This window comes from Streptomyces sp. NPDC004126 (assembly GCF_050275515.1).
In the GTDB taxonomy this organism is placed as follows: domain Bacteria; phylum Actinomycetota; class Actinomycetes; order Streptomycetales; family Streptomycetaceae; genus Streptomyces.
The window spans coordinates 23,287-48,299 of sequence record NZ_JBNNPF010000048.1 but is presented as its reverse complement, the minus strand read 5'-3'; the positions used below and the strand labels follow the sequence as shown (position 1 = coordinate 48,299).

Genomic DNA, 25,013 nt, shown 5'->3' with positions numbered 1-25,013 from the left:
TAACAACCCGTCGACGAAATGCGAAAGCGGCCGGGTTAACGCGCCCGCCCCGTTTCGTTCACATGGAATCCGTGTCCGGGCCACGGTGAATGCCGGGGTGCGTCCTATTGTCTCGCGGGTGCTCAAGCTCTCTGTCGTCGTGCCGTTCTACAACGTGCAGACATACGCGCCGGACGCCCTGAAGAGTCTCGAACTGAACGCCCGCGGGGATTTCGAGTTCCTGCTGGTCGACGACCGTTCCACGGACGGGACGCCCGAGCTGCTGGAGCGCGCGGCGGCCGGCGGGGTGCCGGGGGCGGTGCACCTCAGACGGGACCGCAACGGCGGGCTGGCCACGGCCCGCAACACGGGGCTGGACGCGGCGCGCGGGGAGTACATCGCCTTCCTGGACGGTGACGACTGGCTGGCGCCGGGCCACCTGGCCCGCACCCTGGCCGCCATCGAGGCGCTGGGCTGCGATTTCGTACGGACCGACCACGTGCAGGTGACGGGCCGGTCCCGGGTGGTGCAGCGGGTTCCGTACGGGCCGGAGAGGGTGGTGGGCGATCCGCGGGGCGGGATCCTGCCGGCCTCGCGGGCCACGGCGGTGGACTATCCGTACGCCTGGGCGGGGATGTACCACCGGCGGCTGCTGGACCGGGGGCTGCTGCACTTCACCGACGGGCTGCGGACGGCGGAGGACCGGCCGTGGATCTGGCGGCTGCACCGGGAGGCCGCCTCCTTCGCCGCGGTGGGCCTGCCGGGGGTGTTCTACCGGCGGGGAATTTCCACCTCGTTGACGCAGATCGGCGACGAACGCCAGCTCGATTTCATTCGCGCATTCGACCAGGTCCTCGCGGACGTGGCGACGGACCCGGAATATGAACTGTTGATCCCCAAGGCCGTTCGAACGTATTGCGCGATCATCGCGCACCACATCGGTTCCATCGAGAGGTTCGAACCGGCCGTGGCGAGAAAACTCCGTTTCATGAGCGTGGCCGCGCTCGGCCGCATGCCCGCGCCGGTACTGGACCGGGTCATCGCCTCGATGGACGCCGAGCGCTCGGCCCTGCTGCGGGGGCTGCGCCGCCGGCGGCGGGCCGCGGGGGCGCACGCGGCGGGGGCCGCCTCGTGAACGTCACCCAGGTCTTCCTCGCCTCCACCCTCTACGGGACGGCCACCCTCGCCGCCGCCCTCGACTCCGGCGCCTTCCCGCCCGCCGGCCGGCGCATCCTGCTGACCAGCAACCACTCGCTCACACCCGAGATCACCCCCGGGCTCGACGCGATGCCCGGGTTCGGCGCGCTGCGCACCCGCTTCGACGAGGTGCTCGACTGGAACGCGGTGATCGCCCCGCAGCACCCGAGCGGCTGGGCCCCGCGCCCGGAGGACGTGCCGATGTGGGAGCGGCAGCTGCGCGCGCTGTGGGGGCTGGGCGACGACCGGGTCGAACTGGTCGTGGAGTCCCTCCAGGTGCCGCCCGCGCAGAGCCTGTGCCGGCTGTTCCCGGGCGCGGCGGTCGACGTCTACGCCGACGGGCTGATGTCGTACGGGCCGACCCGCTTCCGGCTCGACCCGCAGATCGGCATGCGGGTGCGCCGGGTGCTGCACCCGGACCTGGTCCCGGGGCTGGAGCCGCTGCTGCTGACGGAGTTCGGGGTGCGGGGCGAGGTGGTTCCGGCGCCCGCGCTGCTGAAGGTGCTGGCGGAGCTCGCGGACCTGCCGGAGGCCTCGGACGTCGGCTACGAGCCCCGCGAGGAGGAGCCGCCGGCGCTGCTGCTGGGCCAGTACCTGTCGGCGCTGGAGCTGATGTCCCCGGACGAGGAGGAGCAGCTGCACGCCGACATGGTGCGCGGCGCCTTCGAGTGGGGCCACCGGGAGCTGGTGTTCAAGCCGCACCCGAGCGCCCCGGCGGCGTACTGGCGGCGGGCGCGGGCCGAGGCCGAGCGGCTCGGGGCGCGGCTGACGGTGCTGGACGCGCCGCTGCCGGCCGAGATCCTGTACCAGCGGCTGCGCCCGGCGCTGGTGGCGGGCTGCTTCTCGACCGGGCTGCTGACGGCGCGGGCGCTGTACGGGATCCCGGTGGCGCGTACCGGGACGGGGGCGCTGCTGGCGCGCCTGGCCCCGTACCAGAACAGCAACCGGATCCCGCTGACGCTGGTGGACGCGCTGGTCCCGGACCTGCACGGGCCGGCGCAGGACCCGCCGGCGGACCTGGCCGGGCTGGTCGCGGCGGTGGGGTTCACGATGCAGCCGAAGGTGCTGGCCGGGCGCCGGGCGGAGGCGGAGGCCCACCTCGCCCGGCACCTGACCCCGCACGCCCGGCGCTACTTCGGGCGCCGCCGGCTGACCACGCTGGGGCTGCCGGGCGGGATCCCGGCGCAGCTGTCGTTCCTGCCGCGGAGCGCGGCCGTCCGGCGGACGGTGCACCGCCTGCGCAGGAAGCTGGGCGCACGGCTGGGCTGAGGACCGGCCCTGACCGGGCCGGGCCGGACCAGACCGGCCCGGATCGGCCCGGACCGCGTCAGCTGACGGCGAGCTTCGCGGCGAAGCCGAGGAAGATCACCCCGGCCGCCGAGGTCGCCCCGGCCGACAGCCGCCTGCGGCGGCGGAAGGCGGCGGACAGGCGGGTGCCCGCGAATATCAGGGTGGACAGGTACAGGAGGCTGACCAGCTGCGAGACCGTGCCGAGCAGCAGGAACGACAGCGCCGGGTAGGCGTACCCGGGGTCGACGAACTGCACGAAGAAGGACAGCAGGAAGAGGATGGCCTTCGGGTTGAGCAGGCTGACGAGCAGCGCCCGCCGGTAGGGGTGCTCGGCCGCGCCGGCCGGTTCCTCCCCGGTGACGAGCTCCTCGTGCCGGGCCCGGCGGGTGCGCCACATGCCCCAGGCGGCCCGCATCATGCCGACGGCCAGCCAGCCGAGGTAGCCGGCGCCGAGCACCTTGACCACGGTGAACAGCACCGGGCTGGCCTGGAGCAGCGCGCCCGCGCCGACGGCCGCGAGGACCATGAGCACGGTGTCCCCGGTGAACACCCCGCAGGCGGCCTTGTAGCCCTCCTTGATCCCGCGCCGTGAGGCGACGGAGAGCACGTACAGCGAATTGGGCCCCGGCAGCAGCACGATCAGCACGACGGCGGCGAGGTACGTAGGAAGATCTGTCACACCCAGCATGAGCAGGAGTGTCGCATGAGGACACACCTGTCGCGCCAGTCCATTTCAGTGGGCGGACCGGGACGGTTCGTAACTGCCCCAGACCTCCCGCAGCACCGCGCACACCTCCCCCACCGTGGCCCGCGCCCGCAGGGCCTCCTTCATCGGCGGAAGGACGTTCTCCCGCGTCCCGGCCGCCGCCGCCCGCAGCGCCGCGAGCGCCGCCGAGACGGCGCCCGCGTCCCGCTCCGCCCGCAGCCGGGCCAGGGCCGCGCACTGGCGCGCCTCGATCGCCGGGTCGACCCGCAGCGGCTCGTACGGCTCCTCCCGCTCCAGCGCGAAGCGGTTGACCCCGACCACGATCCGCTCCCCGCTCTCCTGCTCGCGGGCGATCCGGTACGCGCTGGCCTCGATCTCCTCCTTCTGGAACCCGGCCTCGATCGCGGCGACCGCCCCGCCCATGTCCTCGATCCGCCGCATCAGCGCGAGCGCGGCCGCCTCCACCTCGTCCGTCATCCGCTCCACCGCGTAGGACCCGGCGAAGGGGTCGACGGTCAGCGGCACGTCCGTCTCGTACGCGAGCACCTGCTGGGTGCGCAGCGCGAGGCGGGCCGCCTTCTCCGTGGGCAGCGCGATGGCCTCGTCGAAGGAGTTGGTGTGCAGGGACTGGGTGCCGCCCAGGACGGCGGCCAGCGCCTGCACGCCCACGCGTACGAGGTTCAGCTCGGGCTGCTGCGCCGTCAGCTGCACCCCGGCCGTCTGGGTGTGGAAGCGCAGCATCAGCGACTTGGGGTTCCGGGCGCCGAACTCCTCGCGCATCACCCGGGCCCAGATCCGCCGGGCGGCCCGGAACTTGGCCACCTCCTCCAGCAGGGTGGTCCGGGCGACGAAGAAGAAGGAGAGCCGGGGCGCGAACTCGTCGACGGCCATCCCGGCGGCGAGCGCGGTACGCACGTACGCGATCGCGTCGGCGAGGGTGAAGGCGATCTCCTGCACGGGCGAGGCCCCGGCTTCGGCCATGTGGTAGCCGGAGACGGAGATGGTGTTCCACCGGGGGATCTGCTCGCGGCAGTAGCGGAAGGTGTCGGCGGTCAGCCGCAGGGAGGGGCCGGGCGGGAAGATGTACGTGCCGCGCGCGATGTACTCCTTCAGAACATCGTTCTGTACGGTGCCCGTCAGCTGCCCACCCGCGATGCCCTGTTCCTCGGCGACGAGCTGGTACATCAGGAGCAGCAGGGCGGCCGGTGCGTTGATGGTCATCGAGGTGGACACCCGGTCGAGGGGGATCCCGGCGAGGAGCACCCGCATGTCCTCGACGGAGTCGACGGCGACGCCGACCTTGCCGACCTCCCCGTGCGCGAGCGGGGCGTCGGAGTCGTGGCCCATCTGTGTGGGCAGGTCGAAGGCCACGGACAGGCCGGTCCCGCCGCCCGCGATGAGTGCCCGGTAGCGGGCATTGGACTCGGCGGCCGTACCGAAGCCCGCGTACTGGCGCATGGTCCAGGGCCGTCCGGTGTACATGGTGGGATAAATCCCCCTGGTGAAGGGGTAGTCACCCGGACGGCCGAGGCTGGTCCGCGGGTCCCATCCGGTCAGGTCCTCGGGGCCGTAGACCGGTTCGAGGGGGAGCCCGCTCTCGGTGCGCGCCGTGGGACGGGCCATGGGGTGGAGCCTCCGTGTCCGTGGAGCCGACGGGCCCCCCGGGGCTGGTACAACCGCACCGAGCCCGCGACGGCCTGGTCACAAGGAGGCAACATCGCGCGTTCGTCCGCAACTGTCCACGCCCTTGAAGCATCACCTAGATACACGACATTGAACTCGGGGGAACCGCCATGCACCGACAGAAAGCATTCATCCGTACGCTCGGCCTCGCCGCCGCCGTCGCGTTCGCCGCGACCGCCTGCGGTCCGCAGGGTGCCGGCGCCGGTCCGGCGGCCCCCTCCGCGCCGGCCGGCGGCTCCCCCTCGGCCTCCCCGTCCAAGCAGGACGACAAGGCCGGCTCGCCCTCGGCGTCCGCGCAGCCGTCCTCGTCCGCGCCGTCGGCCGCTCCCGGTGCCAAGGCGCTCATGGCCAACGGCGACGAGAGCGAGCAGGTCCGCGAACTCCAGGCGCGGCTGCGCCAGCTCAAGCTGGTGTCGACGGCGCCCACCGCGTTCTACGGCTCGAAGACGACCGCCGCGGTCAAGACCTTCCAGTCGCAGCACGGGCTGTCCGCGACCGGGTCGGTGGACGAGGCCACCTGGCAGAAGGTGCAGGGCCTGACGAAGAAGCCGACCGACGACGAGCTGCGCCCGCCGACCACCAACGAGGTCGACGCCCCGGACCCGCGCTGCATGCAGGGCCGGGTGATGTGCATCAGCAAGGAGAGCCGCACCCTGGCCTGGATGATCGACGGCAAGGTCGTCTCCACGATGGACGTGCGCTTCGGCTCGGAGAACACGCCGACCCGCGAGGGTCTGTTCCAGGTGGGGTGGAAGGCGAAGGAGTGGACGTCGACGATCTACCACACGTCGATGCCCTACTCGATGTTCTTCAGCGAGGGCCAGGCGGTGCACTACTCGTCCGACTTCGCGGCCCGCGGCTACGACGGCGCCTCGCACGGCTGCGTGAACGTCCGGGACAAGAAGAAGCTGTCGGAGCTGTTCGACCAGGTGAAGGTGGGCGACAAGGTCGTCGTCTACTGGTGATCCCGGTGATCCCGGTCCACGGGTGGTCCTGCGCTCCGGTGGTCCCGGAGAAGAGAGGGGGCGCGGGCAGGGCCGGGGGAACGTGCCCCGCCCGCGCCGGGTGCGCCGAGCCCAGGGGTACGGGGGGAACCCCGGCTCGTGCGCGGCCGATGACCAGTCGGCTCGATACGTACTGCGTCAGCGGTTCGAAAAGTGTTACAGCCCCCGCACGCGAAGCCTGAAAAAAGGTTTCAGCGGGTCTGTTTCAGCGGGTGCGGAAACCCAGCCCGCCGCTGGTCAGCGGGGTCATGGACGGCAGCGGCAGCGGGGCGCTGCCCTGGTCGGCGCCGCCGCGCGGGACCGTGCCCTTCGTGGCCCCGTCCAGCAGGGTCGCGCAGAAGCGCTGGACCTTCGCGGCCCCGCCGGCGAGCTTGGAGAGGTACTCGCGCCGGTCGTCGGCGAGCTTCTTCGCCTTGTTGTCCCGGCACAGGTCCTCGGGGCGCGGCTTCTCCGCCTCGATGCCCTGGTTCTTCCCTCTGTCGGCGGTGGCGCCGCCGCCGGCGAACGAGTCGCGGGTGCCGTCGGTACCCGCCGCTCCGCCCCCGCCACCGCCGGCGCCGCCGCCCGAGGCGGCCGTGCCGGGCGGTACCGAAAGGCTCGGCGCGACGTCGGGGAGCGTACGCATCCCCGTGCCCGGCGTCGGCGAGGCGTCCGGGCCGCGCGAGAAGCCGTCGACGCCCAGGGACGGGGTCGGCCGCAGCTGCGGTACGAGGGTGGCGCCGGCGGTGTCCCCGGCGGGCGCCGGGTCCGAGTCGGCACTGACCGAGACCGCCGGGGCGGGGCCGGCCGTCAGGTGCGCGGCGCGGTCCAGCAGGCCGGTGCCGGCGACGGCGGCGATGCCGCCGACGGCGACCGAGGCCAGCGCGGCCGCCAGCCCGAAGCGCGCGGCCGTGACGGGACGCCGCTGCGCGGGTATCCGTACGGGGGGTATCGGCGCCAGGTCGACCACGGGTTCGCGGTCCGCCCCGGGCACGCCGGACGCGGCCGGGGCGGCAGCCGCCGCGGAGGCGGCCGCCGCCGTCGCGGGAGCCCCGGCGCGGGCCGCGCGGAACGCGGCCAGGGCGGCTTCCTCACCGGGCAGTTCTCCCCCCGCCGAGCGGGGGGTCAGGGCGTCGAGGGCGGCGCGCATCCGGGCCGCCTCCGCCCGGGCGCGCGGGTCGGCGCCGGATCCGACCGGGCCGGGTGTTCCTCCGCGCAGCAGCTCGTCCGCCGTGGCCTTGTCCAGCCACGCGTTGTGCTCGTCGGCCATCACATGTCCTTCTGCGTCCGCCAACGTGAATGCGTCACACCGGTTCGCTCCACCAGGTCCCCCGCCCGCGCGCGCTGCGCGGGCACCGCGTCGAGATCACGCTCCCGTGCCTGGTCCCCGGCATTATGGCCGACCCGGGCGCGGGGTTCCGCTTCGTTTTCCGTCCCGCCGGCCGCGCCGGCGGGGCCGAACTCCGCGCTGAGGAGTTCGGCGAGCTTCTTCAGTCCCCGGTGCGCGGCCGTGCGGACCGCGCCGGGGCGCTTGCCGAGGGTCTCGGCGGCGCTCTTGGCGTCGAGGCCGACGACCACGCGCAGGACGACGGCCTCGGCCTGGTCCTGGGGCAGCTGGGCTATCAGCTTCATGGTGCGCCCGGTGGACAGGGCCTCCATGGCCTCGCCGTACGTGTCCGAGTCCGCGGCCCGGCCGGTCAGCTCGGTCTCGTCGCCGCCGATGGCGGGACGGCGGCCGCGCATGCGGATGTGGTCGAGGGCCCGGTTGCGGGCGATGCGGGCGGCCCAGCCGCGGAAGCGGTCGGCGTCGCCCGTGAAGGAGGCCAGGTCGCGGGCGATCTGCAGCCAGGCCTCGGAGGTCACGTCCTCCGCGTCGGCGTCGCCGACGAGCGTGCGTACGTATCCGAGCAGGCGCGGGTGCACGGCGCGGTACACAGTCCGGAACGCGCTCTCGTCGCCGTCCTGTGCCGCGAGCACCGCGGCGGTCAGCTCCGCGTCGTCCCCCAGCAAAGTCCCCAACCCGTTCAACGTCCTGTACGTGTGGCGCAAATCCGCACGTTACGGCTTTCATGTACCTCTCGTCCACGAGTTGTACAACCAGCAACCAACCCTGCGCGGAGCGGGGTGTGACAGAAAACGCACTCCATACGCTGACATGAATACGGGCTTGTCGCACGAGTCCGTGACGGATGGCGACCGGGGCCTCTCCTGTGGGGGGTGGCGGCCTCGGTCGTCCTCCCCTCTCCAGTCGGGTCAAACCTCCCCGGCCTCATCCTTTCGGCTCACTTCCGGGTGAAATCCCCGTTCGGGCAGGGCACGGCCACTCCGAGATCGCTAGCGTGGCGGTACACCCGCGCCCCGCCCCGAGGAGTACTCCGCTGTCCAGCCACCTTCCGGCACAGGTCCGCGGTCCGGCCTCCGCCCCCGGCGCCGGACTGGCGCGATTCAACTCCCTGCCGCCCGAGACCGCCCGCGCGGTCCTGCTGCGCTGCTGCGGCAGCGGGCGCTGGGCCCACCGGGTGGCCGCCCACCGCCCCTACCCGGACGCCGCCTCCCTGCTCGCCGCCTGCGACGAGGCCTCGTACGACCTCTCCCAGGGCGACCTCACCGAGGCGCTGGCCCGGGAGTCCTCGGCGGAGCTGGGCCAGGGCGCCCCGTACGCCGCGCTCCTCGCCCTCGACGCGGCACGGGCGGAGTACGAGCGGACCTTCGGGCACGCCTTCGTGATCTGCCTGGACGGACACCCGCCCGAGGAGCAGGTGGACCAGCTGCTGGCAGCGATCCGCCGCAGGATGGCTCACGAGATCGACGAGGAACGCTCGATCTCCGCCGAGGAACTGCGCCTGGTCGCCCGCTCCCGGACCCTCCGGCTGCTGGACCGACTCGCCGGTGCGCAGCCCTGGGACCCGGACGACGGTCTGCCTGCTGCCGATTTCGGGCTATTTGCCCCTGTGGGATAGCCCGTCCGTGCCTGTTTGATCACACCGGCGGACCCCGGGCGAGGGAACCGACAAAGCGTCGCTACGATGTCCGGGGCCGGTGGACCGTACCCGGCCGGGCCCGACCGACAAAGAAGCCGGCTGGCCCCCGCCCCGCTTCCGGAGGGTTTTCCGTGCCGGCTGGAACGTTGTACCGCGGCCGGGAAGGAATGTGGTCCTGGGTGGCTCATCGAGTCACCGGCGTCCTCATTTTCTTCTTCCTGTTCGTACACGTCCTCGACACCGCTCTCGTCCGCGTCTCCCCCGAGGCGTACGACGATGTCGTGGCTACCTATAAGACTCCGATCGTCGCGCTGCTGGAGTACGGCCTCGTCGCCGCAATCCTGTTCCACGCGCTCAACGGTCTCCGTGTCATCGCCGTGGACTTCTGGTCCAAGGGCCCCCGTCACCAGAAGACGATGCTCTGGTGGGTCGTGGGCATCTGGGTCGTGCTGATGGGCTGCGCCCTGTACCCCGTCCTCGGCCACGCCTACCTCGAACTGTTCGGGAAGTGACACGCATGTCCTCTGACACTTCTTCCGCCAAGGCGATCGGCGACGTGGAGGGCGTTTCCCTCTACGACACCGACAACCCGGCGCCGTACATCGAGGCCCCGCGCAAGCGCACGGGCAAGACCCCGCGCTCGACCCGCGGCAACTTCGAGATGGCCGCGTGGCTCTTCATGCGCCTCTCGGGCATCGTGCTCGTCGTCCTCGTCATCGGCCACCTCGTCATCCAGCTGGTGCTGGACGGCGGCGTCTCCAAGATCGGCTTCGCCTTCGTGGCCGGCCGCTGGGCGTCCCCGTTCTGGCAGGTCTGGGACCTGCTGATGCTGTGGCTGGCCATGCTGCACGGCTCCAACGGCCTGCGTACCGTCATCAACGACTACGCGGAGCGCGCCAACACGCGGCTGTGGCTGAAGGGCCTGCTCTACACCGCCACGGTGTTCACCATCCTTCTGGGCACGCTGGTGATCTTCACCTTCGACCCGAACATCCGCTAGGCAACGGGGCTGAGGCGAAACAGATGAAGATCCACAAGTACGACACCGTCATCGTCGGCGCCGGTGGCGCGGGCATGCGCGCGGCCATCGAGTCGACGAAGCGCAGCCGCACCGCCGTGCTGACGAAGCTCTACCCCACCCGCTCCCACACGGGCGCCGCGCAGGGCGGCATGGCCGCCGCGCTGGCCAACGTGGAGGACGACAACTGGGAGTGGCACACCTTCGACACGGTCAAGGGCGGTGACTACCTGGTCGACCAGGACGCCGCCGAGATCCTGGCGAAGGAGGCCATCGACGCGGTCCTCGACCTGGAGAAGATGGGCCTGCCGTTCAACCGCACCCCGGACGGCACCATCGACCAGCGCCGCTTCGGCGGCCACTCCCGCAACCACGGCGAGGCGCCGGTCCGCCGGTCCTGCTACGCCGCGGACCGCACGGGCCACATGATCCTCCAGACGCTGTACCAGAACTGCGTCAAGGAGGGCGTGGAGTTCTTCAACGAGTTCTACGTCCTGGACCAGCTCCTGGTCGAGGAGGACGGCGTCAAGAAGTCGGCCGGTGTGGTCGCGTACGAGCTCGCCACCGGCGAGATCCACGTGTTCCAGGCCAAGGCCGTCATCTACGCCTCCGGCGGCACCGGCAAGTTCTTCAAGGTGACCTCCAACGCGCACACCCTCACGGGTGACGGCCAGGCGGCCTGCTACCGCCGCGGCCTGCCGCTGGAGGACATGGAGTTCTTCCAGTTCCACCCGACGGGCATCTGGCGCATGGGCATCCTGCTGACGGAGGGCGCCCGCGGTGAGGGCGGCATCCTCCGCAACAAGGACGGCGAGCGCTTCATGGAGAAGTACGCGCCGGTCATGAAGGACCTCGCGTCCCGTGACGTCGTCTCGCGCTCCATCTACACGGAGATCCGCGAGGGCCGCGGCTGCGGCCCCGCCGGCGACCACGTGTACCTGGACCTGACGCACCTCCCGCCGGAGCAGCTCGACGCGAAGCTCCCGGACATCACGGAGTTCGCGCGCACCTACCTCGGCATCGAGCCCTACACGGACCCGATCCCGATCCAGCCCACCGCGCACTACGCCATGGGCGGCATCCCGACCAACGTCGAGGGTGAGGTCCTGTCGGACAACACCACCGTCGTCCCGGGCCTGTACGCGGCCGGCGAGGTCGCGTGCGTGTCGGTGCACGGCGCCAACCGCCTGGGCACCAACTCGCTGCTGGACATCAACGTCTTCGGCAAGCGCTCCGGCATCGCCGCGGCCAAGTACTCGCAGGAGAACGACTTCGTCGAGCTCCCCGAGAACCCGGCGCAGCAGGTCGTCGACCTGGTCGAGCACCTGCGCAACTCCACGGGCAAGGAGCGGGTCGCCGACCTGCGCCTGGAGCTCCAGGAGACGATGGACGCGTGCGTGATGGTGTTCCGTACGGAGCAGACCATCAAGACCGCGGTCGAGAAGATCGCGGAGCTGCGCGAGCGCTACAAGAACGTGTCCGTCCAGGACAAGGGCAAGCGCTTCAACACGGACCTGCTGGAGGCCATCGAGCTGGGCAACCTGCTCGACCTGGCCGAGGTCATGGCCGTGTCCGCGCTGGCGCGCAAGGAGTCCCGCGGCGGTCACTACCGCGAGGACTACCCGAACCGCGACGACGTCAACTTCATGCGCCACACCATGGCGTACCGCGAGGTCGACGCCGACGGCAAGGACTCCGTCCGCCTGGACTACAAGCCCGTCGTCGTCACCCGCTACCAGCCGATGGAGCGTAAGTACTGATGGCCACCCCCACCCTGGACAAGGTCGAGGCCGAGGCCGCGGCCTCGCACAACATCACGGTCACCTTCCGGATCCGCCGCTTCAACCCCGAGGTCTCGGCCGAGGCGGAGTGGCAGGACTTCCAGATCGAGATCGACCCGAAGGAGCGCGTGCTCGACGGTCTCCACAAGATCAAGTGGGACCTCGACGGCACGCTGACCTTCCGCCGCTCGTGCGCGCACGGCATCTGCGGCTCCGACGCGATGCGGATCAACGGCAAGAACAGGCTCGCCTGCAAGACGCTGATCAAGGACATCAACCCGGAGAAGCCGATCACCGTCGAGGCCATCAAGGGCCTCACGGTGATGAAGGACCTCGTGGTCGACATGGAGCCCTTCTTCCAGGCGTACCGCGACGTCATGCCGTTCCTGGTCACCAAGGGCAACGAGCCGACGCGCGAGCGCCTGCAGTCCGCCGAGGACCGCGAGCGCTTCGACGACACCACCAAGTGCATCCTGTGCGCCGCGTGCACGTCCTCGTGCCCGGTGTTCTGGAACGACGGCCAGTACTTCGGCCCGGCGGCGATCGTCAACGCCCACCGCTTCATCTTCGACTCGCGCGACGAGGCCGGCGAGCAGCGGCTGGAGATCCTGAACGACAAGGACGGCGTGTGGCGCTGCCGCACGACGTTCAACTGCACCGACGCGTGCCCGCGCGGCATCGAGGTCACGAAGGCGATCCAGGAAGTCAAGCGTGCGCTGATCACGCGCCGTTTCTGATCCCTTCCGGCTGAGCCCGAGCCCGAGGCCCGTACCCCGTTCCGGGGTGCGGGCCTCGGGTGCGCTCGGGGGTGGGTCAGGGTCGGGTCAGGGGTGACACCGATGGTCCGGGGATCTTGCCCACGGCAGGCTTGCGGTCATGACGAACCCCGTGAACTCCGCCCGCCGCAGCACCCGTTGGATCTCCCTCGCCGTCGCCACCGCGGCCGTCGCCTCCCTCTCCGCAGCCGCGGTGCCCGCCTCGGCGGCCGAGCGGCAGCCCGGCCCGCGGCCCGGCGTCGGCGCCCTCCGCGACGTCCGTCCCGTCGACGAGGCCGCGCTGGCGAAGGCGATGACCCCGGACGCGGTCTCGGACGGCACGATGGTCCGGGTGACCGGGCCGGGCGTCCGCCTCAGAACGGCGGCCGGGGCCGTCTCCCAGGACCCCGCCGCCTCCTTCCGGATCGGCAGCATGACCAAGATGTTCACCTCGACGGTGGTCCTCCAGCTGATCGCCGAGGGCCGGTTCGCCATGGACACCCCGATCCGCGAGATCCTCCCCGACACGGTCCCGGCCGACTGGGCGCCGATCACCGTCGGCCAGCTGCTGAGCCACACCAGCGGCCTGGGCAAGCCCTGCGAACCCCTCCTGGACGACGCCGGCCTGACGCCGCAGCGCGTCGTGCACGCCTGGACGAGCTGCGCGGCGAAGCCCGAGTCCCCGGTCACCGGCCAGCAGTACAACGGGGGCAACTACTTCTTCCTCGGCCTCGCGATCGAGAAGGTGACGGGCCGCTCCTACGCGGACGAGGTCCAGCGGCGCATCGCCCGCCCGCTCGGCCTGCGGCACACCTACGTCCCCCGCGCCGGGGACCGCTCCATGCCGACCCCGTCGCTGGCCGCGCCCGCCCCGCAGGACCCCTGGGCCTGGGCGGAGGGCGGCATGATCTCCAACGCCCCGGACCTGGAGCGGTTCACGAAGGCCCTGCTGGGCGGCCGCCTGCTGCCGCCGGCCCAGCAGGCACAGCTGTTCGCGAAGTCGCCGCTGCCGAAGCGGCAGGCACTGCCGTACAGCATGGGCGGCCTGGCCTACGCCACGGTCAACGGCGTCGAGATCTGGGGCAAGACCGGCAGCATGGCCGCGTACACGGGCGGCACCTTCGCCACCGCCGACGGCGGCAGGGTCGTCACGTACGCCTTCCTCCCGAAGCCGGGCGTGGAACCGGACACCACCGTCGGCCGGGTCCTCCAGATCCTCGGCGCGACGGTCTGAGCGCCCACCCGGTCCGGTGCCGCGCCCGCCACGCAGGAGCCCGCCACGCAGGAGTGAAGCCGCGGCCCGGCGCATCGACACGGGCGGCGGGGCGCGGGAGCATGGGCCGATGTGACGAGGCTCGCCAAGACCACATGTCCGGACCGGAGTTCGCACCACCTCGGGCGGCGGACGTTCCTCACCGCACTGGGGACCGTCGCCGCCACGTTCGCCACCGGGGTCCCCGCCCACGCCACCGCGCACGCGCGGGACGCCGCCACCGCCGCCGAGTACGTGGACGTGCAGCTCCTCAACATCACCGACCTGCACGGCTACCTCCAGGCCGCCCCCGGCGGCAACGCCGTGATCAGCGGCAACGGCGGCCGTACGTACACCGTCGGCGGGGTCGCGTACATGGCGGCCCACCTGGCCCGGCTGCGGGACGGCCGGTCCAACTCCTTCTTCTTCACCCCCGGGGACGCCTTCGCCGGCTGGGAGTTCGACGCCGCCGCGTTCGCCGACGAGCCCACCGTCGAGGCCCTCAACCGGATGGGGCTCGATTTCGCGACCGCCGGGAACCACGAGCTCGACAAGTCCCCCGCCATGCTGCGGCGGCACATGGAGCAGGGCGTGCCGTTCCCCGTCGAGGGCCGGGACGCCTCCTTCGCCGACTCCTCCGGGGCCCGCTTCCACGGCGCCGACTTCCGCTACCACAGCGCCAACCTGGTCTGGGGCTCCGACGGGCGCACGGTGCTGCCCGCGTACAACATCGAGACGGTCCGCACCGCCGCCGGCCAGGAGCTGCGGATCGGCTTCATCCATCTGACCGCCCTCGGCACTGAGCTGATGCCCGGCTCCTACCAGCCGGGGCTGGCCACCCTCGACGAGGTCGCCACCGCCGACCGGTACGCGGCCCTGCTCAAGGCCCAGGGCGTCGGCGCCATCGTGCTCAGCGTCCACGACGGGGCGGTGGCCGGGGCCGACTTCAACAGCGGCGCCGACCCCTCCGGCCCGGCCCTGGACCTGGCGCTGCGGGTCTCCCCCGACATCGACGCCATCGTCACCGGGCACTGGCACACCCGGTTCAACATGATGGTCCCCGATCCCGCCGGCGTCCCCCGCCCCTTCGTCGAGGCGGGCTGCCACGGCCAGCTGATCAACGAGATCAGCCTCCGCCTCGACCCGGCGACCGGGAAGGTGGTGCGCGAGCTGACCGTGTCCACGAACCATCCCAACACCCGCGACGTCGCCCCCGATCCGGCCCTCAAGGAGGTCGTCGACTACTGGGCCGGGCAGGGCTCCGCGCGGAACGCCGCCCGGATCGGCCGGCAGACCGGCTCGTTCTCGCGTACGCGCAACACGGCGGGCGAGTCCACCATGGGCGACCTGGTCGCCGACTGGGCGCTGTGGGCGGGCCGCAGGCCGGCCGACCCGGAGAACGACGCCAACGTCCACCCCAACGTGCCGGCCCAGCTGGCACTGATCGCCGCCGCGCCCCGGGTGGGACAGGCCGTCATCGCGGGCGACCTGCCGCGCGACGCGGCCTCCGGCGGGGCCGTCACCTTCGGCCGGGCGTGGCGGGCCGTGGGCTTCGGCGACCCGATCGTCAGCGCGACGGTGACCGGGCAGCAGATCCACGACGCCCTGGAGCAGCAGTGGACGACGGCGGCGAGCGGCGAGCTGCTGTTCGCGCCGCTCGCCGTCTCCGGGAACGTCCGCTACACGTTCGACGCCCGGGGCGCGGTCGGCGACCGGGTCAGCCCGGCGGACGTGTTCGTCGACGGCGTCCCGCTCGACCCGGCCCGGAGCTACCGGCTCGCGGCACCCTCGTACACGTTCCTGGCGTACGACGGGTACGGCGCGCTGCGCGGCTTCCAGGCCCCGTACCGCCACCAGCGGGACTTCGAGAGCTTCGTCGCGTACGTCCGGGAGCGGCAGACGCTCACGCCCGCGCCCCTGAACCGGGTGACGGCCGCGAACGCGACCCGGCGCGGCGCCGATGTCGGCACCGTCCTGGAGCCGGGCCCCTACCTGCTGGCGGACGGCTCGCCGATGCCCCGGCCGGAGGCGGCACTCGTCTCGGCGGACCGTCCGCCCGCCACTCCCGGGGGCTTCCGGCCGCCCTGCTGAGCGGGCCGGGAAAGAAGGCTTGAACCTGTTCAAAAACAGGTCTACAGTCAATCCTGCCAAGGAGTTGAACACGTTCAAGGGGAGCTGGGGCAATGGACCTCACCGTGGTCGCGTACGTCATCTACCTGCTCATCAGCATCGGGCTGACCGTCTGGGTCGCCCGTACGCTCAGCCGCAACGGCCGCGTCTTCATCGCCGACGTCCTCCAGGGGAACGAGAAGCTCGCGGACGCCGTCAACCACCTCCTGGTGGTCGGCTTCTACCTCGTGAACATCGGCTTCGTGACCCTCTACCTGCGCTCGGGCCGAACGGTCCACGAAGCCCGCGGCCTCTTCGAGACGCTGTCGGTCAAGCTCGGCGTCGTCCTGCTGGTCCTCGGCGTCATGCACCTCGGCAACGTGTGGGTGCTGAGCCGGATGCGCCGCCGCGGGATCATGGAGCGGCAGGCCGCGCAGCTGCCGCCCGTGCCGCCGGTCGCCCCCCAGGGGTGGACCGCGCCGGCCGGGGCCTGACCCGTGGCGCGGGCCGAGCGGGGTACCGGGCCCGGCGTCCGGTACCTGACCGTCCTGTACGACGCCGCCTGCCCCGTGTGCACCGCCATCCGGAACTGGCTGATCAGGCAGCGGCAGCTGGTCCCGCTGCGGCTGGTGCCGGCGGCCTCCGCCGAGGCCTGGCGGACGTTCCCGAGGCTGGCGCACGCCGAGACCCTGCGCGAGATCACCGTCGTCGGGGACGGCGGGCAGGTGTGGCGGGGCACGGACGCCTTCATCGTCTGCCTCTGGGCGCTCGCCGAGCACCGTTCGAAGGCCGAATGGCTCGCCACCCCGGCGGGCCGCCCCTTCGCCGGGGCGGCCATGAACACGGCCGCCGCCGTCCGGCACGCGGTACGTACCAATTCCGAAGCGGAGCCCGGAGAACCGGCCTGTGACGACCGCTGCTCCGCGCCCCGATAAAGTCGGACACCGTGACAGATCAGAAGGCGCCCAAGAGCGAGCAGACCCGCACGCTCATCCTCGAAACCGCGCTCCGGCTCTTCCAGGAGCGCGGGTTCGACAAGACGACCATGCGGGGCATCGCCAAGGAGGCGGGGGTCTCGGTCGGCAACGCGTACTACTACTTCGAGTCGAAGGAGCACCTGGTCCAGGGCTTCTACGACCGGATCGGGGCGGCCCACCAGGCGGCGGTGCGGCCGATCCTGGACCAGGAGACGGATCTCCAGAAGCGGCTCGCCGGAGTGCTGACGAGCTGGCTGGACATCGCGGAGCCGTACCACGAGTTCGCCTCGCAGTTCTTCAAGAACGCGGCGGATCCGGAGAGTCCGCTCAGCCCCTTCTCGGGGGAGTCCGAGCCGGCGCGCAAGGCGGCCATCGACATCCACCGCGAGGTGCTGGCCGGGGCGAAGACGAAGGTGCCGGCCGAACTGGCCGACGTACTGCCGGAGCTGATGTGGCTCTCGCAGATGGGCCTGGTCCTGTACTGGGTCTTCGACCGCTCGCCCGGCAGCGAGAAGACGCGGCGGCTCGCCGAGCGCGGTGCGCAGCTGACCACGCGGGGCATCGTGCTGGCCCGGTTCCGGGTGCTGCGGCCGCTGGTGCGCGAGGTGCACGAGCTGTTCGCGGACTTCCTGCCGGGCATGGCCCAGACGGCGGCCGCCCGGGGCGGGAAGCGCGCCTCGGACCCCCACCCCGGCGAGGAGTGAGGGCCCGGGGAACGGGGCCGGGGGCTGCTCAGCCCAGGACCAGCAGGGTGGCCAAGGCCGGGCCGAAGGCCCCGCCGAGCTGGTAGCAGAGGGTGAACAGGCCGATGGCGCTGGGCCGGTGGGCCTCGCCGGGGGCGGCGGACACGGCGTGGGTCGACAGGACCGCGTTCGCGGCGCTGGCGGTGAACACGCCCACACCGGTGGCGACGACCAGCAGCGCGCCGGAGTCGGCGAAGACCCCGAGGAGCGCGGCGGCGGCGCCGGCCGTGACGAGGACCGTACGGACGGCCCCGCGGCCCATCCGGGCCGAGGCGGCGGCGAGCAGCCAGGACAGGGCCGCCCCGGCGAGCAGCGCGAAGAGCTGCCCGGTCCCGGCGGAGGCGGCGTCCCAGCCGGCCCGGTCGGCGAGCAGCCGGGGCACCGAGAAGAGCAGGGTGAAGTAGGAGGTCGACAGCACCAGCGCGAGCAGTGCCGAGACCACGAACACGGGCCGGCGCAGCAGCACGGCGGGCACGAACCCGTCGGGGCGGCGGCGTACGTGCAGGACGAGCAGCACGGCGGCGACGAGGGCACCGGCGACGGCGGCCAGGGGCTGGGTCGGGAGCAGCACCAGGGCGGTGGCGAGGGCGGTCAGCAGGGCGGCGCCGCGCCCGTCGAAGCGGCCCGCGGGGACCGGAGCCGCCCCGCGCCCGGCGTGCCGCAGCACCGCGGGCACCGCCAGCAGGGCGACGGCCTGGACGCCGAGGGCGAGCCGCCAGGAGGCGCCGTCCGCGAGGGTCCGGCCGAGCAGCGGTCCGGCCGCGCCGAGCATGCCGAAGCCGGCGCTGATGACGCCCATCCGGCGGGCGGTCCCGGCGAGGCTCATCGCGGCCGCCACCAGCCCGGCGCCGCCGGCGGCCTGGGCGCAGCGGCCGAGGAGGGTGAGCGGGAGCCAGGGGGAGGCGGCGACCAGCAGGGTGCCGCCCATGACGAGGGCGGCGGCCAGGCGGAGCACCACGGCCAGGCCCCGGCGGCGCAGGAGGCCGGCCATGAGGGGGGTGCCGGTGGCCATGGCCCAGCCGAAGGCGGTGAGCAGCCAGGCGGCGGTGCCGCCCGCGACGCCGAGCGAGCGGGCCATGTCGGGAAGGATCAGCACGGGCGCGTTGGCCCCGGCGGCGATGGGGGTGGCCAGCAGGGCGAGCCAGAAGACCGGGACGGGCGCCCGGGTGGCGGCGGCCGCCGGTGCCACGGTCCTGCTGCTGTTGTTGCTGGTGGTGGCGTTGACCGTCATGGACGACCCACTCCCCTTCATGTCTCAACCTTGACAATCTCAACGTTGAGATAAAAACAGAGAGACTCCCTCAACGTCAAGTGTCTTAACGTTGAGGTATTCTCGGGCCATGGAGAAGGAGTACGACAGCAACGAGCAGGACGTCGTGGCCGCGATCGTCGGCGAGTGGGAGAAGGAGCGCCCCGACCTCGCGGAGGCGCTGTGGCCCGTCGAGGTCCTGGCCCGGATCTCGCGCATGAACCGGATCATCGACAAGTACCTCAAGGGCTTCACCGCCGAGCACGGCCTGGAGGTGGGCGAGTTCGACGTCCTGGTCAGCCTGCGCCGGTCAGGCCCCCCGTACGCGCTGACCGCCGGCGCGCTGATCCCGGCCGCCATGGTGACCTCGGGCGCGATCACCAACCGGATCGACCGGCTGGAGGCCAAGGGGCTGGTCGAGCGGGTCCGCGACGAGGCCGACCGCCGCTCGGTGCGCATCCGCCTGACCGAGGCGGGCGCCACCCTGGCCGACACGGTGATGGAGGAGCACCTGAGCCACTACGCGCGCCTGCTGGCCCCGCTGGACCGCGCGACCTGCGAGGCGCTGGCCGGCCCCCTGCGCACCCTGCTGCTCGCGCACGGGGACACCCTCGAACCGCCTACAGCCAGTTGAGCTCCCACAGGCGCCAGACGCCCGTGCCGTCGGAGAGCGACTGGGAGCCGGTGACGGCCTCGCGCGAGAGCACGTAGTCCTTCTTCTGCCAGATCGGCAGCACCGGCACCTGCTGGGCCACCACCCGCTGGAGCTCGCGGAAGTCGCCGGCGGCCTCGGCGCGCTCGGAGTGGGCCTGGGTGCGGGTGATCAGCTCGTCGACGTACTTGTCGGAGAAGCCGTTGTTCATGCTGGAGTCCCGGCCGACCAGCGGCGCGAGGAAGTTGTCCGCGTCCGGGAAGTCGGCGATCCAGCCGATCGTGTAGACGTCGAACTGCCCGGCCGCGTAGGCCTTCTGGAAGTCCTCCCACGCCTCGACGGACTTGATCCTCACCTGGAACAGGTTCGTCGACTCCAGCTGCCGCTTGATCTCCTCGGCCTCGGCGAGGTTCGCGCCGCGCGTGTTGACGCCGAGCGTGACGGGGACCGGCGCGGTGATCCCGGCGTCGCGCAGGAGCTTGCGGGCGGCCGCGCCGTTGGGCGCCGGGTAGGCGTCGAAGAAGGGCGTGCTGTGCGCCGGGACGCCCGCCGGGACCAGGGAGTACAGCGGGGTGACCGTGCCCTTGTGGATCTCACCCGCGATCCTGGAGCGGTCCAGTACGGCCGCCACCGCCTGGCGCACGGCCGGCTTCTCCACCGCGGAGCCCGGGCGGACGTTGAAGACGAGGTTACGGGTCTCCGTGCCGCCGGAGGCCTGGTAGCGGGTGTCCTTCAGGCCCGGGTTGAGGCCCGCGAGCACCGCCGGGGGCATGTCCCGGTGCGCGACCTCGACCTCGTGGTCCCGCCAGGCCTTGTCCAGCTGCGCGGAGTCCTTGAAGTAGCGGACGGTGACCAGCGCCCGGGCGGCGCCGCCACTCCCCTTGTACGCCGGGTTGGGACGCAGTTCGGCGCTGCCGCCGCGGCGGTACTCGGCCAGGGTGTACGGGCCCGAGCCGTCCGCCTTGCCGTCCTCGCGCAGCGCCTTGGCCGGGTAGCGGTCCTTGTCGACGATCGAGCCGGCGCCGGTGGCGATCTTGAAGGGGAAGGTGGCGTCGCGGGAGGAGAGGTTGAAGGTGACCGTGCGGCCCTCGGCCTTGACCGACTGGAGGTTGGTGAAGAGCGGGGCCGGCCCCTGGTCGGAGTTGATCTGCTTGATGCGGTCGAAGGAGAACTTCACGTCCTCGGCGGTGACGGCGCGGCCGTTGGAGAAGGTCAGGTCGGGGCGCAGCTCGCACTGGTACGTGGTCAGCTTCTGCCCGATGAACTTGCAGGAGGACGCCGCGTCCGGGACCGGGGTGGCCGAGCCGGGCTTGAAGGTCAGCAGCGACTGGTAGACGTTGCCGTACAGGGCCCAGGAGCCGGCGTCGTAGGCCCCGGCCGGGTCGAGGGCGGAGACCACGTCGGTCGTGCCGACGCGGATGGCGCCGCGGCCCTCCTCGTCGGAGGGCAGCAGCTGCCAGGCACCGACACCGGCCGCGCCGAGGACCAGCCCGGCCGCGATCACCTTCGAGCGGACCGACCGCATCCCCGACCCCCGCACATCCCCGTCCGGCCCGTTATCCGATATCCGAACCGACTCTCCGACTATCGGTCACTGAATCACGGAAAATCGGCCGCGGGAAGGCCCGCGATGCCCGGTCGGACCAGGTCAGGCCTGGTATGAGGCGAGTTCGACGACGGTGATGTCGGACGGCGCCCCGACCCGCACGGGCGGCCCCCAGGCACCCGCGCCGCGGGACACGTACAGCTGGGTGTCGCCGTAGCGCTCCAGGCCGGCGACGGTCGGGTTCGCCAGCTCGGCCAGGTACTCGCCGGGCCACAGCTGGCCGCCGTGGGTGTGCCCGGAGAGCTGGAGGTCCACGCCGTGGCGGACGGCCTCGTCGATCACGATCGGCTGGTGGGCGAGGAGCACGGAGGCCCGGGCCCGGTCGCGGTCGCCGAGGGCCGCCTGGAAGTCGGGGCCCTTGCCCTCCTTCTCCCCCTGGACGTCGTTGACCCCGGCGAGGTCGAAGTGGGGCAGCTCGCGGCGGGCGTTCTCCAGCGGGGTGAGGCCGAGTTCGCGGACGTGGTCCACCCACTGCTGGGCGCCGGAGAAGTACTCGTGGTTGCCGGTGACGAAGAAGCTGCCGAGGCGGGCGCGGAGTTCGCGCAGCGGCTCTGCGGCGGGGCCGAGGTCGCGGACGTCGCCGTCGACGAGGTCGCCGACGATGGCGATGAGGTCGGGCTGGGTGCGGTTGACGGTGTCGACGATGCGGCGGGTGTGGGCGCGGCCGAGCACCGGGCCGAGGTGGACGTCGCTGACCACGGCGATCCGGAACCCGTGCGCGGCGCGGGGCAGCCGGGCGAGGGGCACCTGCACGCGCTTCACGCGGGGGCCGCGGAGCACCCCGTAGGTGCCGTTCCCGACGACCCCGGCAGCGGCCACGGCAGCCGCCCCGCCGACCACGCGCGCCACGAACACCCGCCGGGTGGTGGCATCGGCCCGGGCCGGCGCGCCGGGGGCGGGGGCGGGGCCCTGCGGGGCCGCTCCCCCACCCGCCCCTTCCCGCAACTGGGGCTCCGCCCCAGACGCCCCGTCCGACTCCGCCGAGGTCCGGGGCTCCGCCCCGGACGCCGGATCAAGCCCCTCCGGCGATTGAGGAGCGGGGCCCGCGGCCGCACCGCCCGGCACCGCCGGCTCCACACCGGCCCCCACCTGCGGCTCCGCCCCGGACGCCCCACCGGGAACGGCGGGGACCAGATCAAGCCCCTCCGGCGATTGAGGAGCCGGTGGCGCGGGCAGCCGGCGGAGCCACAGGCGGCGGACGGGCTCCGCCACCGCCATCGCCATCGTGAGGTACAGCAGCACCGCCAGCCACATGTACCCCGGCCACGCCACCAGCCGCTCCAGCCAGAACGGCGCGCCCGCCCGGCCCGCCGTCAGCGCGGCCAGCGCGAGCAGCGGCAGCGCGAAGGCCAGGACCGTGCCCGCCCTCCGCGCCGCCCCGCCCGGGCGCGTCGTGTCGCGGACCAGCCGGACCCACAGCCACCGGTGGACCAACGCAAGCAGCGCGAGTACCCCGACCACCGCCACAATCACCACAAACACGGTCATCGTGATTCCCGTCGCAGAACCAGGACGCTGCGCAACCCGATCACACCAACGGCGGTCCCCAGGAGAAAGGACGTGACCGCCAGGAGAAGGTGGACCCAGAAGTAGGCCGTGGGCTGACCGTCATCGAATGCCAGACCGCTGGCGTCATTGAAGAGGTTCTTGACGAACGTGGACCAGATCACCCAGGACCAAGCTCCGAACGCTGCGAGGAACCAGGACGCGGTGCGGCTGAGTTTCATGTCCCCAGTATCGGATTCGTCCCCAGGACGGACGCGCCGGGGTGGGCCGTACCGGGGGTGGTTGGGCCCCGTTGGCCGGTCCCGGACGCCGGGCAGTCCATCGGGATGTACGTTCACCTGCGTGTCTGCCAAGAAGACCGCGCTGACGGTCCTTTCCGCCGCGCTGCTGGCTCCAGCCGTGCTCATGGCATCCGCGAGCGCGCCTGTACACGCCGCGCCCACGCCGCCCCCGGCGGCCGACGGGAAGGGGCAGCCGCCCAAGGCACCGAACGCCCCCGCACCGCCCCCCTCGATGTCCACCGTCGGCGGCGCCCGCCTCGGGCAGCCCGGAACGCAGGTCAACCCGCTGCCCGGCGCGCCCGCCCTGCCCGCCAACCTCAGCGGACGGTCCTGGATCGTGGCGGACGCCGAGACCGGCGAGGTGCTCGCCGCGCACAACGCCCACTGGCGGCTGCCCCCGGCCTCCACCATGAAGATGCTCTTCGCCGACACCGTCCTGCCCGGCCTCCCCAAGGACCAGGTGCACCACGTCACCGACCAGGACATGGACGGCGTCGGCCCCGGCAGCAGCCTGGTGGGGGTCAAGGAGGACCACGACTACAGCGTCCACGACCTGTGGCTCGGCGTGTTCCTGCGCTCCGGGAACGACGCGGTGCACGTGCTCTCGGCCATGAACGGCGGCATCGACAAGACCGTCAAGGACATGCAGGCCCACGCCGAGGAGCTCCAGGCCCTCGACACCCACGTGGTGTCCCCGGACGGCTACGACGCCCCCGAGCAGGTGTCGAGCGCGTACGACCTCACCCTCATCGCCCGCTCGGGGCTGCAGAAGCAGGACTTCCGCGAGTACTGCGGCACGGCGGAGGCGAAGTTCCCCGGCAGGCAGGAGGCGGGCAGGCCGCGCGAGTACTTCGAGATCCAGAACACCAACCGGCTGATGACCGGCGCCGGCGGCATCACCCCGTACAAGGGCATCGCCGGGGTGAAGAACGGCAACACCACCATGGCCGGCTCGACCTTCACCGGCGCCGCCCAGCGCGGCGACAAGAAGCTGCTGGTGACCGTGATGAACCCGGACAACGGCGGGCTCAACGGGGTCTACGAGGAGACGGCCGAGCTCTTCGACTGGGGCTTCGCGGCGGCCGGGAAGGTCAAGCCGGTGGGCGAGCTGGTACCGCCGAAGAGCGCGGACGCCACCCCGCTCGGCTCCCCCGCCACCTCGCACGAGAAGGGCAGGCCGGCGGCGGGCGCCGAAGCCTCCGGCGGCGGCGGGCTCGGCACCGCCCTCGGCATCGCGGGCGGCGCGCTGGTGCTCCTGGCCGGCGGGGCCTTCGTGGTCAACCGCCGCTGGCCGCACGGCCGCCGCGGCCCGGGAGGCGGCACCGACGCCTAGGCGGCCTCCGCCTGTTCCTGCTCCTCTTCCTGCTCCTGCTCCTCGTCGTCGCGGGTCGCCGTCCAGGCCGCGCAGAAGAGCAGCAGTTTCGCCGTGAAGTTGATCCACAGCAGCAGGGCGATCGGCACGCCGAAGGCCCCGTACATGCTCTTGCCCGCGACCTCCCGCATGTAGCCGCTGAGCAGCAGCTTCAGCAGTTCGAAGCCCGCCGCGCCGATGAGCGCCGCCTGGACCAGGCGGCGGCGCGGCGGCTCGACCCCGGGCAGCAGGGTCAGCAGGTAGAGCAGCAGCAGGAAGGCCGCCGCCACGCCGACGCCGAAGGCCGCGCCGCGCAGCAGCGCGCCGCCCGCGCCCTGGCGCGGGATGCCCAGGAGCTCGGCGGACTTGCCGACCGCGCTGGCCCCGATGACCGAGGCGGCGGCCGAGGCCAGGGCCGCCCCGCCGAGGCCGAGGAGGACCAGGCCGTCCTTGCCCTTGCGCAGGAGGGGATTGCCCTCGTCCTCGTCGTCCTTCTCCCAGACGGCGCGCAGGCAGTCGCGCATCGATCCGATCCAGCCGATTCCGGTGAGGAGGAGGACGGCGCCGGCGACGAGGCCGACGGTGCCGGCGTTGGCGACGAGCCCTTCCAGGTCGAGCTGGTCGGAGATGCCGGGGACCTGTTCGGCGAGGCTCTTCTGGAGCTTGTCCAGCTGTTCCTGGCTGAGCAGGGCGGCGCCGACGGCGGCGGCGACGGTGATCAGCGGGAAGAGCGCGAGGAAGCTGATGAAGGTGATCGCGGCGGCCAGGCGGGTCCAGTGCACGCGGTCGAGGCGCTCGTACGAGCGCCAGGCGTGGGTCCGCATGACGGCGGAGAGCGCCGGTCCGACCACCGGGAGTTTCTTCAGCCAGTCCATGGGGGCCACCGTAAATGAGCCGTGCGAAATAGCGGGGAT

At 72.4% G+C, this 25,013-nt stretch carries 24 protein-coding genes; 15 read left to right on the top strand and 9 right to left on the bottom strand.

Annotated elements, in window-relative coordinates; all coding sequences use genetic code 11:
• Nucleotides 1-118 precede the first annotated feature (118 nt).
• Both ACQKM2_RS32575 and ACQKM2_RS32570 read left to right on the top strand, forming a co-directional pair.
• Entirely contained in the window at nucleotides 119-1,114 is a 996-nt protein-coding gene (locus ACQKM2_RS32575; protein ID WP_427716182.1) for a glycosyltransferase family 2 protein, read from the top strand.
• Complete coding sequence (locus ACQKM2_RS32570) at nucleotides 1,111-2,445, top strand: polysialyltransferase family glycosyltransferase (protein ID WP_427716180.1); 1,335 nt, start codon at nucleotides 1,111-1,113, stop codon at nucleotides 2,443-2,445. Before ACQKM2_RS32575 ends, ACQKM2_RS32570 begins: the two co-directional genes overlap by 4 nt.
• 58 nt (nucleotides 2,446-2,503) lie before the next feature.
• Here ACQKM2_RS32570 and leuE read toward each other — a convergent pair whose 3' ends face one another.
• Nucleotides 2,504-3,154: a leucine efflux protein LeuE gene (gene leuE, locus ACQKM2_RS32565; protein WP_427716179.1), complete on the bottom strand. Its 651-nt coding sequence runs from the start codon at nucleotides 3,152-3,154 to the stop codon at nucleotides 2,504-2,506.
• A 45-nt stretch (nucleotides 3,155-3,199) separates the two neighbouring features.
• Nucleotides 3,200-4,795, bottom strand: a complete 1,596-nt coding sequence (locus ACQKM2_RS32560) for an acyl-CoA mutase large subunit family protein (protein WP_427716177.1) — start codon at nucleotides 4,793-4,795, stop codon at nucleotides 3,200-3,202.
• A gap of 170 nt (nucleotides 4,796-4,965) precedes the next feature.
• On the opposite strand from ACQKM2_RS32560, the gene ACQKM2_RS32555 reads away from it, so the two are divergent.
• Nucleotides 4,966-5,820, top strand: a complete 855-nt coding sequence (locus tag ACQKM2_RS32555) for a L,D-transpeptidase family protein (RefSeq protein ID WP_427716175.1) — start codon at nucleotides 4,966-4,968, stop codon at nucleotides 5,818-5,820.
• A 244-nt stretch (nucleotides 5,821-6,064) separates the two neighbouring features.
• On the opposite strand, the gene ACQKM2_RS32550 is transcribed toward ACQKM2_RS32555, so the two are convergent.
• Nucleotides 6,065-7,108, bottom strand: a complete 1,044-nt coding sequence (locus ACQKM2_RS32550) for a hypothetical protein (protein ID WP_427716173.1) — start codon at nucleotides 7,106-7,108, stop codon at nucleotides 6,065-6,067.
• A complete protein-coding gene (locus ACQKM2_RS32545; protein WP_427716200.1) occupies nucleotides 7,108-7,848 on the bottom strand; it encodes an RNA polymerase sigma factor in 741 nt (246 codons plus the stop codon). Before ACQKM2_RS32545 ends, ACQKM2_RS32550 begins: the two co-directional genes overlap by 1 nt.
• A 329-nt stretch (nucleotides 7,849-8,177) precedes the next feature.
• Between ACQKM2_RS32545 and ACQKM2_RS32540 the strand changes: the two genes are divergently transcribed.
• The 10 genes from ACQKM2_RS32540 (at nucleotide 8,178) to ACQKM2_RS32495 (ending at nucleotide 17,415) form a co-directional block, all read left to right on the top strand.
• On the top strand, nucleotides 8,178-8,798 hold the full coding sequence (locus tag ACQKM2_RS32540; RefSeq protein WP_427716171.1) for a 2-oxo-4-hydroxy-4-carboxy-5-ureidoimidazoline decarboxylase: 621 nt from the start codon (nucleotides 8,178-8,180) through the stop codon (nucleotides 8,796-8,798).
• Between the two features lie 152 nt (nucleotides 8,799-8,950).
• Nucleotides 8,951-9,331, top strand: coding sequence for a succinate dehydrogenase, cytochrome b556 subunit (gene sdhC / locus ACQKM2_RS32535; protein ID WP_285345622.1), 381 nt, complete (start codon nucleotides 8,951-8,953; stop codon nucleotides 9,329-9,331).
• A gap of 5 nt (nucleotides 9,332-9,336) precedes the next feature.
• Nucleotides 9,337-9,819: a succinate dehydrogenase hydrophobic membrane anchor subunit gene (locus ACQKM2_RS32530; protein WP_007266037.1), complete on the top strand. Its 483-nt coding sequence runs from the start codon at nucleotides 9,337-9,339 to the stop codon at nucleotides 9,817-9,819.
• A 23-nt stretch (nucleotides 9,820-9,842) separates the two neighbouring features.
• Nucleotides 9,843-11,597 (top strand): succinate dehydrogenase flavoprotein subunit, encoded by a 1,755-nt coding sequence (sdhA, locus tag ACQKM2_RS32525; RefSeq protein WP_427716168.1) that lies wholly within the window; start codon nucleotides 9,843-9,845, stop codon nucleotides 11,595-11,597.
• Nucleotides 11,597-12,355, top strand: a complete 759-nt coding sequence (locus ACQKM2_RS32520; RefSeq protein WP_125818876.1) for a succinate dehydrogenase iron-sulfur subunit — start codon at nucleotides 11,597-11,599, stop codon at nucleotides 12,353-12,355. Before sdhA ends, ACQKM2_RS32520 begins: the two co-directional genes overlap by 1 nt.
• A 139-nt stretch (nucleotides 12,356-12,494) precedes the next feature.
• Nucleotides 12,495-13,607: a serine hydrolase domain-containing protein gene (locus ACQKM2_RS32515; RefSeq protein WP_427716166.1), complete on the top strand. Its 1,113-nt coding sequence runs from the start codon at nucleotides 12,495-12,497 to the stop codon at nucleotides 13,605-13,607.
• Nucleotides 13,608-13,718: 111 nt separating this feature from the next.
• A complete protein-coding gene (locus ACQKM2_RS32510) occupies nucleotides 13,719-15,716 on the top strand; it encodes a bifunctional metallophosphatase/5'-nucleotidase (RefSeq protein ID WP_427716164.1) in 1,998 nt (665 codons plus the stop codon).
• A gap of 92 nt (nucleotides 15,717-15,808) precedes the next feature.
• A complete protein-coding gene (locus ACQKM2_RS32505) occupies nucleotides 15,809-16,228 on the top strand; it encodes a hypothetical protein (RefSeq protein WP_427716162.1) in 420 nt (139 codons plus the stop codon).
• A 3-nt stretch (nucleotides 16,229-16,231) separates the two neighbouring features.
• Entirely contained in the window at nucleotides 16,232-16,669 is a 438-nt protein-coding gene (locus ACQKM2_RS32500; RefSeq protein WP_427716160.1) for a thiol-disulfide oxidoreductase DCC family protein, read from the top strand.
• An 11-nt stretch (nucleotides 16,670-16,680) separates the two neighbouring features.
• On the top strand, nucleotides 16,681-17,415 hold the full coding sequence (locus tag ACQKM2_RS32495) for a TetR/AcrR family transcriptional regulator (protein WP_427716158.1): 735 nt from the start codon (nucleotides 16,681-16,683) through the stop codon (nucleotides 17,413-17,415).
• A gap of 28 nt (nucleotides 17,416-17,443) precedes the next feature.
• Here ACQKM2_RS32495 and ACQKM2_RS32490 read toward each other — a convergent pair whose 3' ends face one another.
• A complete protein-coding gene (locus ACQKM2_RS32490; RefSeq protein ID WP_427716156.1) occupies nucleotides 17,444-18,685 on the bottom strand; it encodes an MFS transporter in 1,242 nt (413 codons plus the stop codon).
• Nucleotides 18,686-18,794: 109 nt separating this feature from the next.
• Here ACQKM2_RS32490 and ACQKM2_RS32485 point away from each other — a divergent pair, with 109 nt between their 5' ends.
• Nucleotides 18,795-19,337: a MarR family winged helix-turn-helix transcriptional regulator gene (locus ACQKM2_RS32485; protein ID WP_427716153.1), complete on the top strand. Its 543-nt coding sequence runs from the start codon at nucleotides 18,795-18,797 to the stop codon at nucleotides 19,335-19,337.
• On the opposite strand, the gene ACQKM2_RS32480 is transcribed toward ACQKM2_RS32485, so the two are convergent.
• The 3 genes from ACQKM2_RS32480 to ACQKM2_RS32470 all read right to left on the bottom strand — a co-directional run bounded on the left by ACQKM2_RS32480 (nucleotide 19,324) and on the right by ACQKM2_RS32470 (nucleotide 22,688).
• Entirely contained in the window at nucleotides 19,324-20,880 is a 1,557-nt protein-coding gene (locus ACQKM2_RS32480; protein WP_427716150.1) for an ABC transporter substrate-binding protein, read from the bottom strand. The genes ACQKM2_RS32485 and ACQKM2_RS32480 overlap by 14 nt on opposite strands.
• Before the next feature lie 123 nt (nucleotides 20,881-21,003).
• Nucleotides 21,004-22,449, bottom strand: a complete 1,446-nt coding sequence (locus ACQKM2_RS32475; RefSeq protein WP_427716147.1) for a metallophosphoesterase — start codon at nucleotides 22,447-22,449, stop codon at nucleotides 21,004-21,006.
• Entirely contained in the window at nucleotides 22,446-22,688 is a 243-nt protein-coding gene (locus ACQKM2_RS32470) for an SCO4848 family membrane protein (protein ID WP_007266027.1), read from the bottom strand. The genes ACQKM2_RS32475 and ACQKM2_RS32470 overlap by 4 nt, the downstream gene beginning before the upstream one ends.
• 121 nt (nucleotides 22,689-22,809) lie before the next feature.
• Between ACQKM2_RS32470 and ACQKM2_RS32465 the strand changes: the two genes are divergently transcribed.
• The gene (locus tag ACQKM2_RS32465; protein WP_427716142.1) at nucleotides 22,810-24,081 is read left to right on the top strand and encodes a D-alanyl-D-alanine carboxypeptidase family protein; all 1,272 of its coding nucleotides are present in this window, start codon (nucleotides 22,810-22,812) and stop codon (nucleotides 24,079-24,081) included.
• On the opposite strand, the gene ACQKM2_RS32460 is transcribed toward ACQKM2_RS32465, so the two are convergent.
• On the bottom strand, nucleotides 24,078-24,974 hold the full coding sequence (locus tag ACQKM2_RS32460) for a YihY/virulence factor BrkB family protein (protein WP_427716139.1): 897 nt from the start codon (nucleotides 24,972-24,974) through the stop codon (nucleotides 24,078-24,080). The genes ACQKM2_RS32465 and ACQKM2_RS32460 overlap by 4 nt on opposite strands.
• Nucleotides 24,975-25,013: the final 39 nt, after the last annotated feature.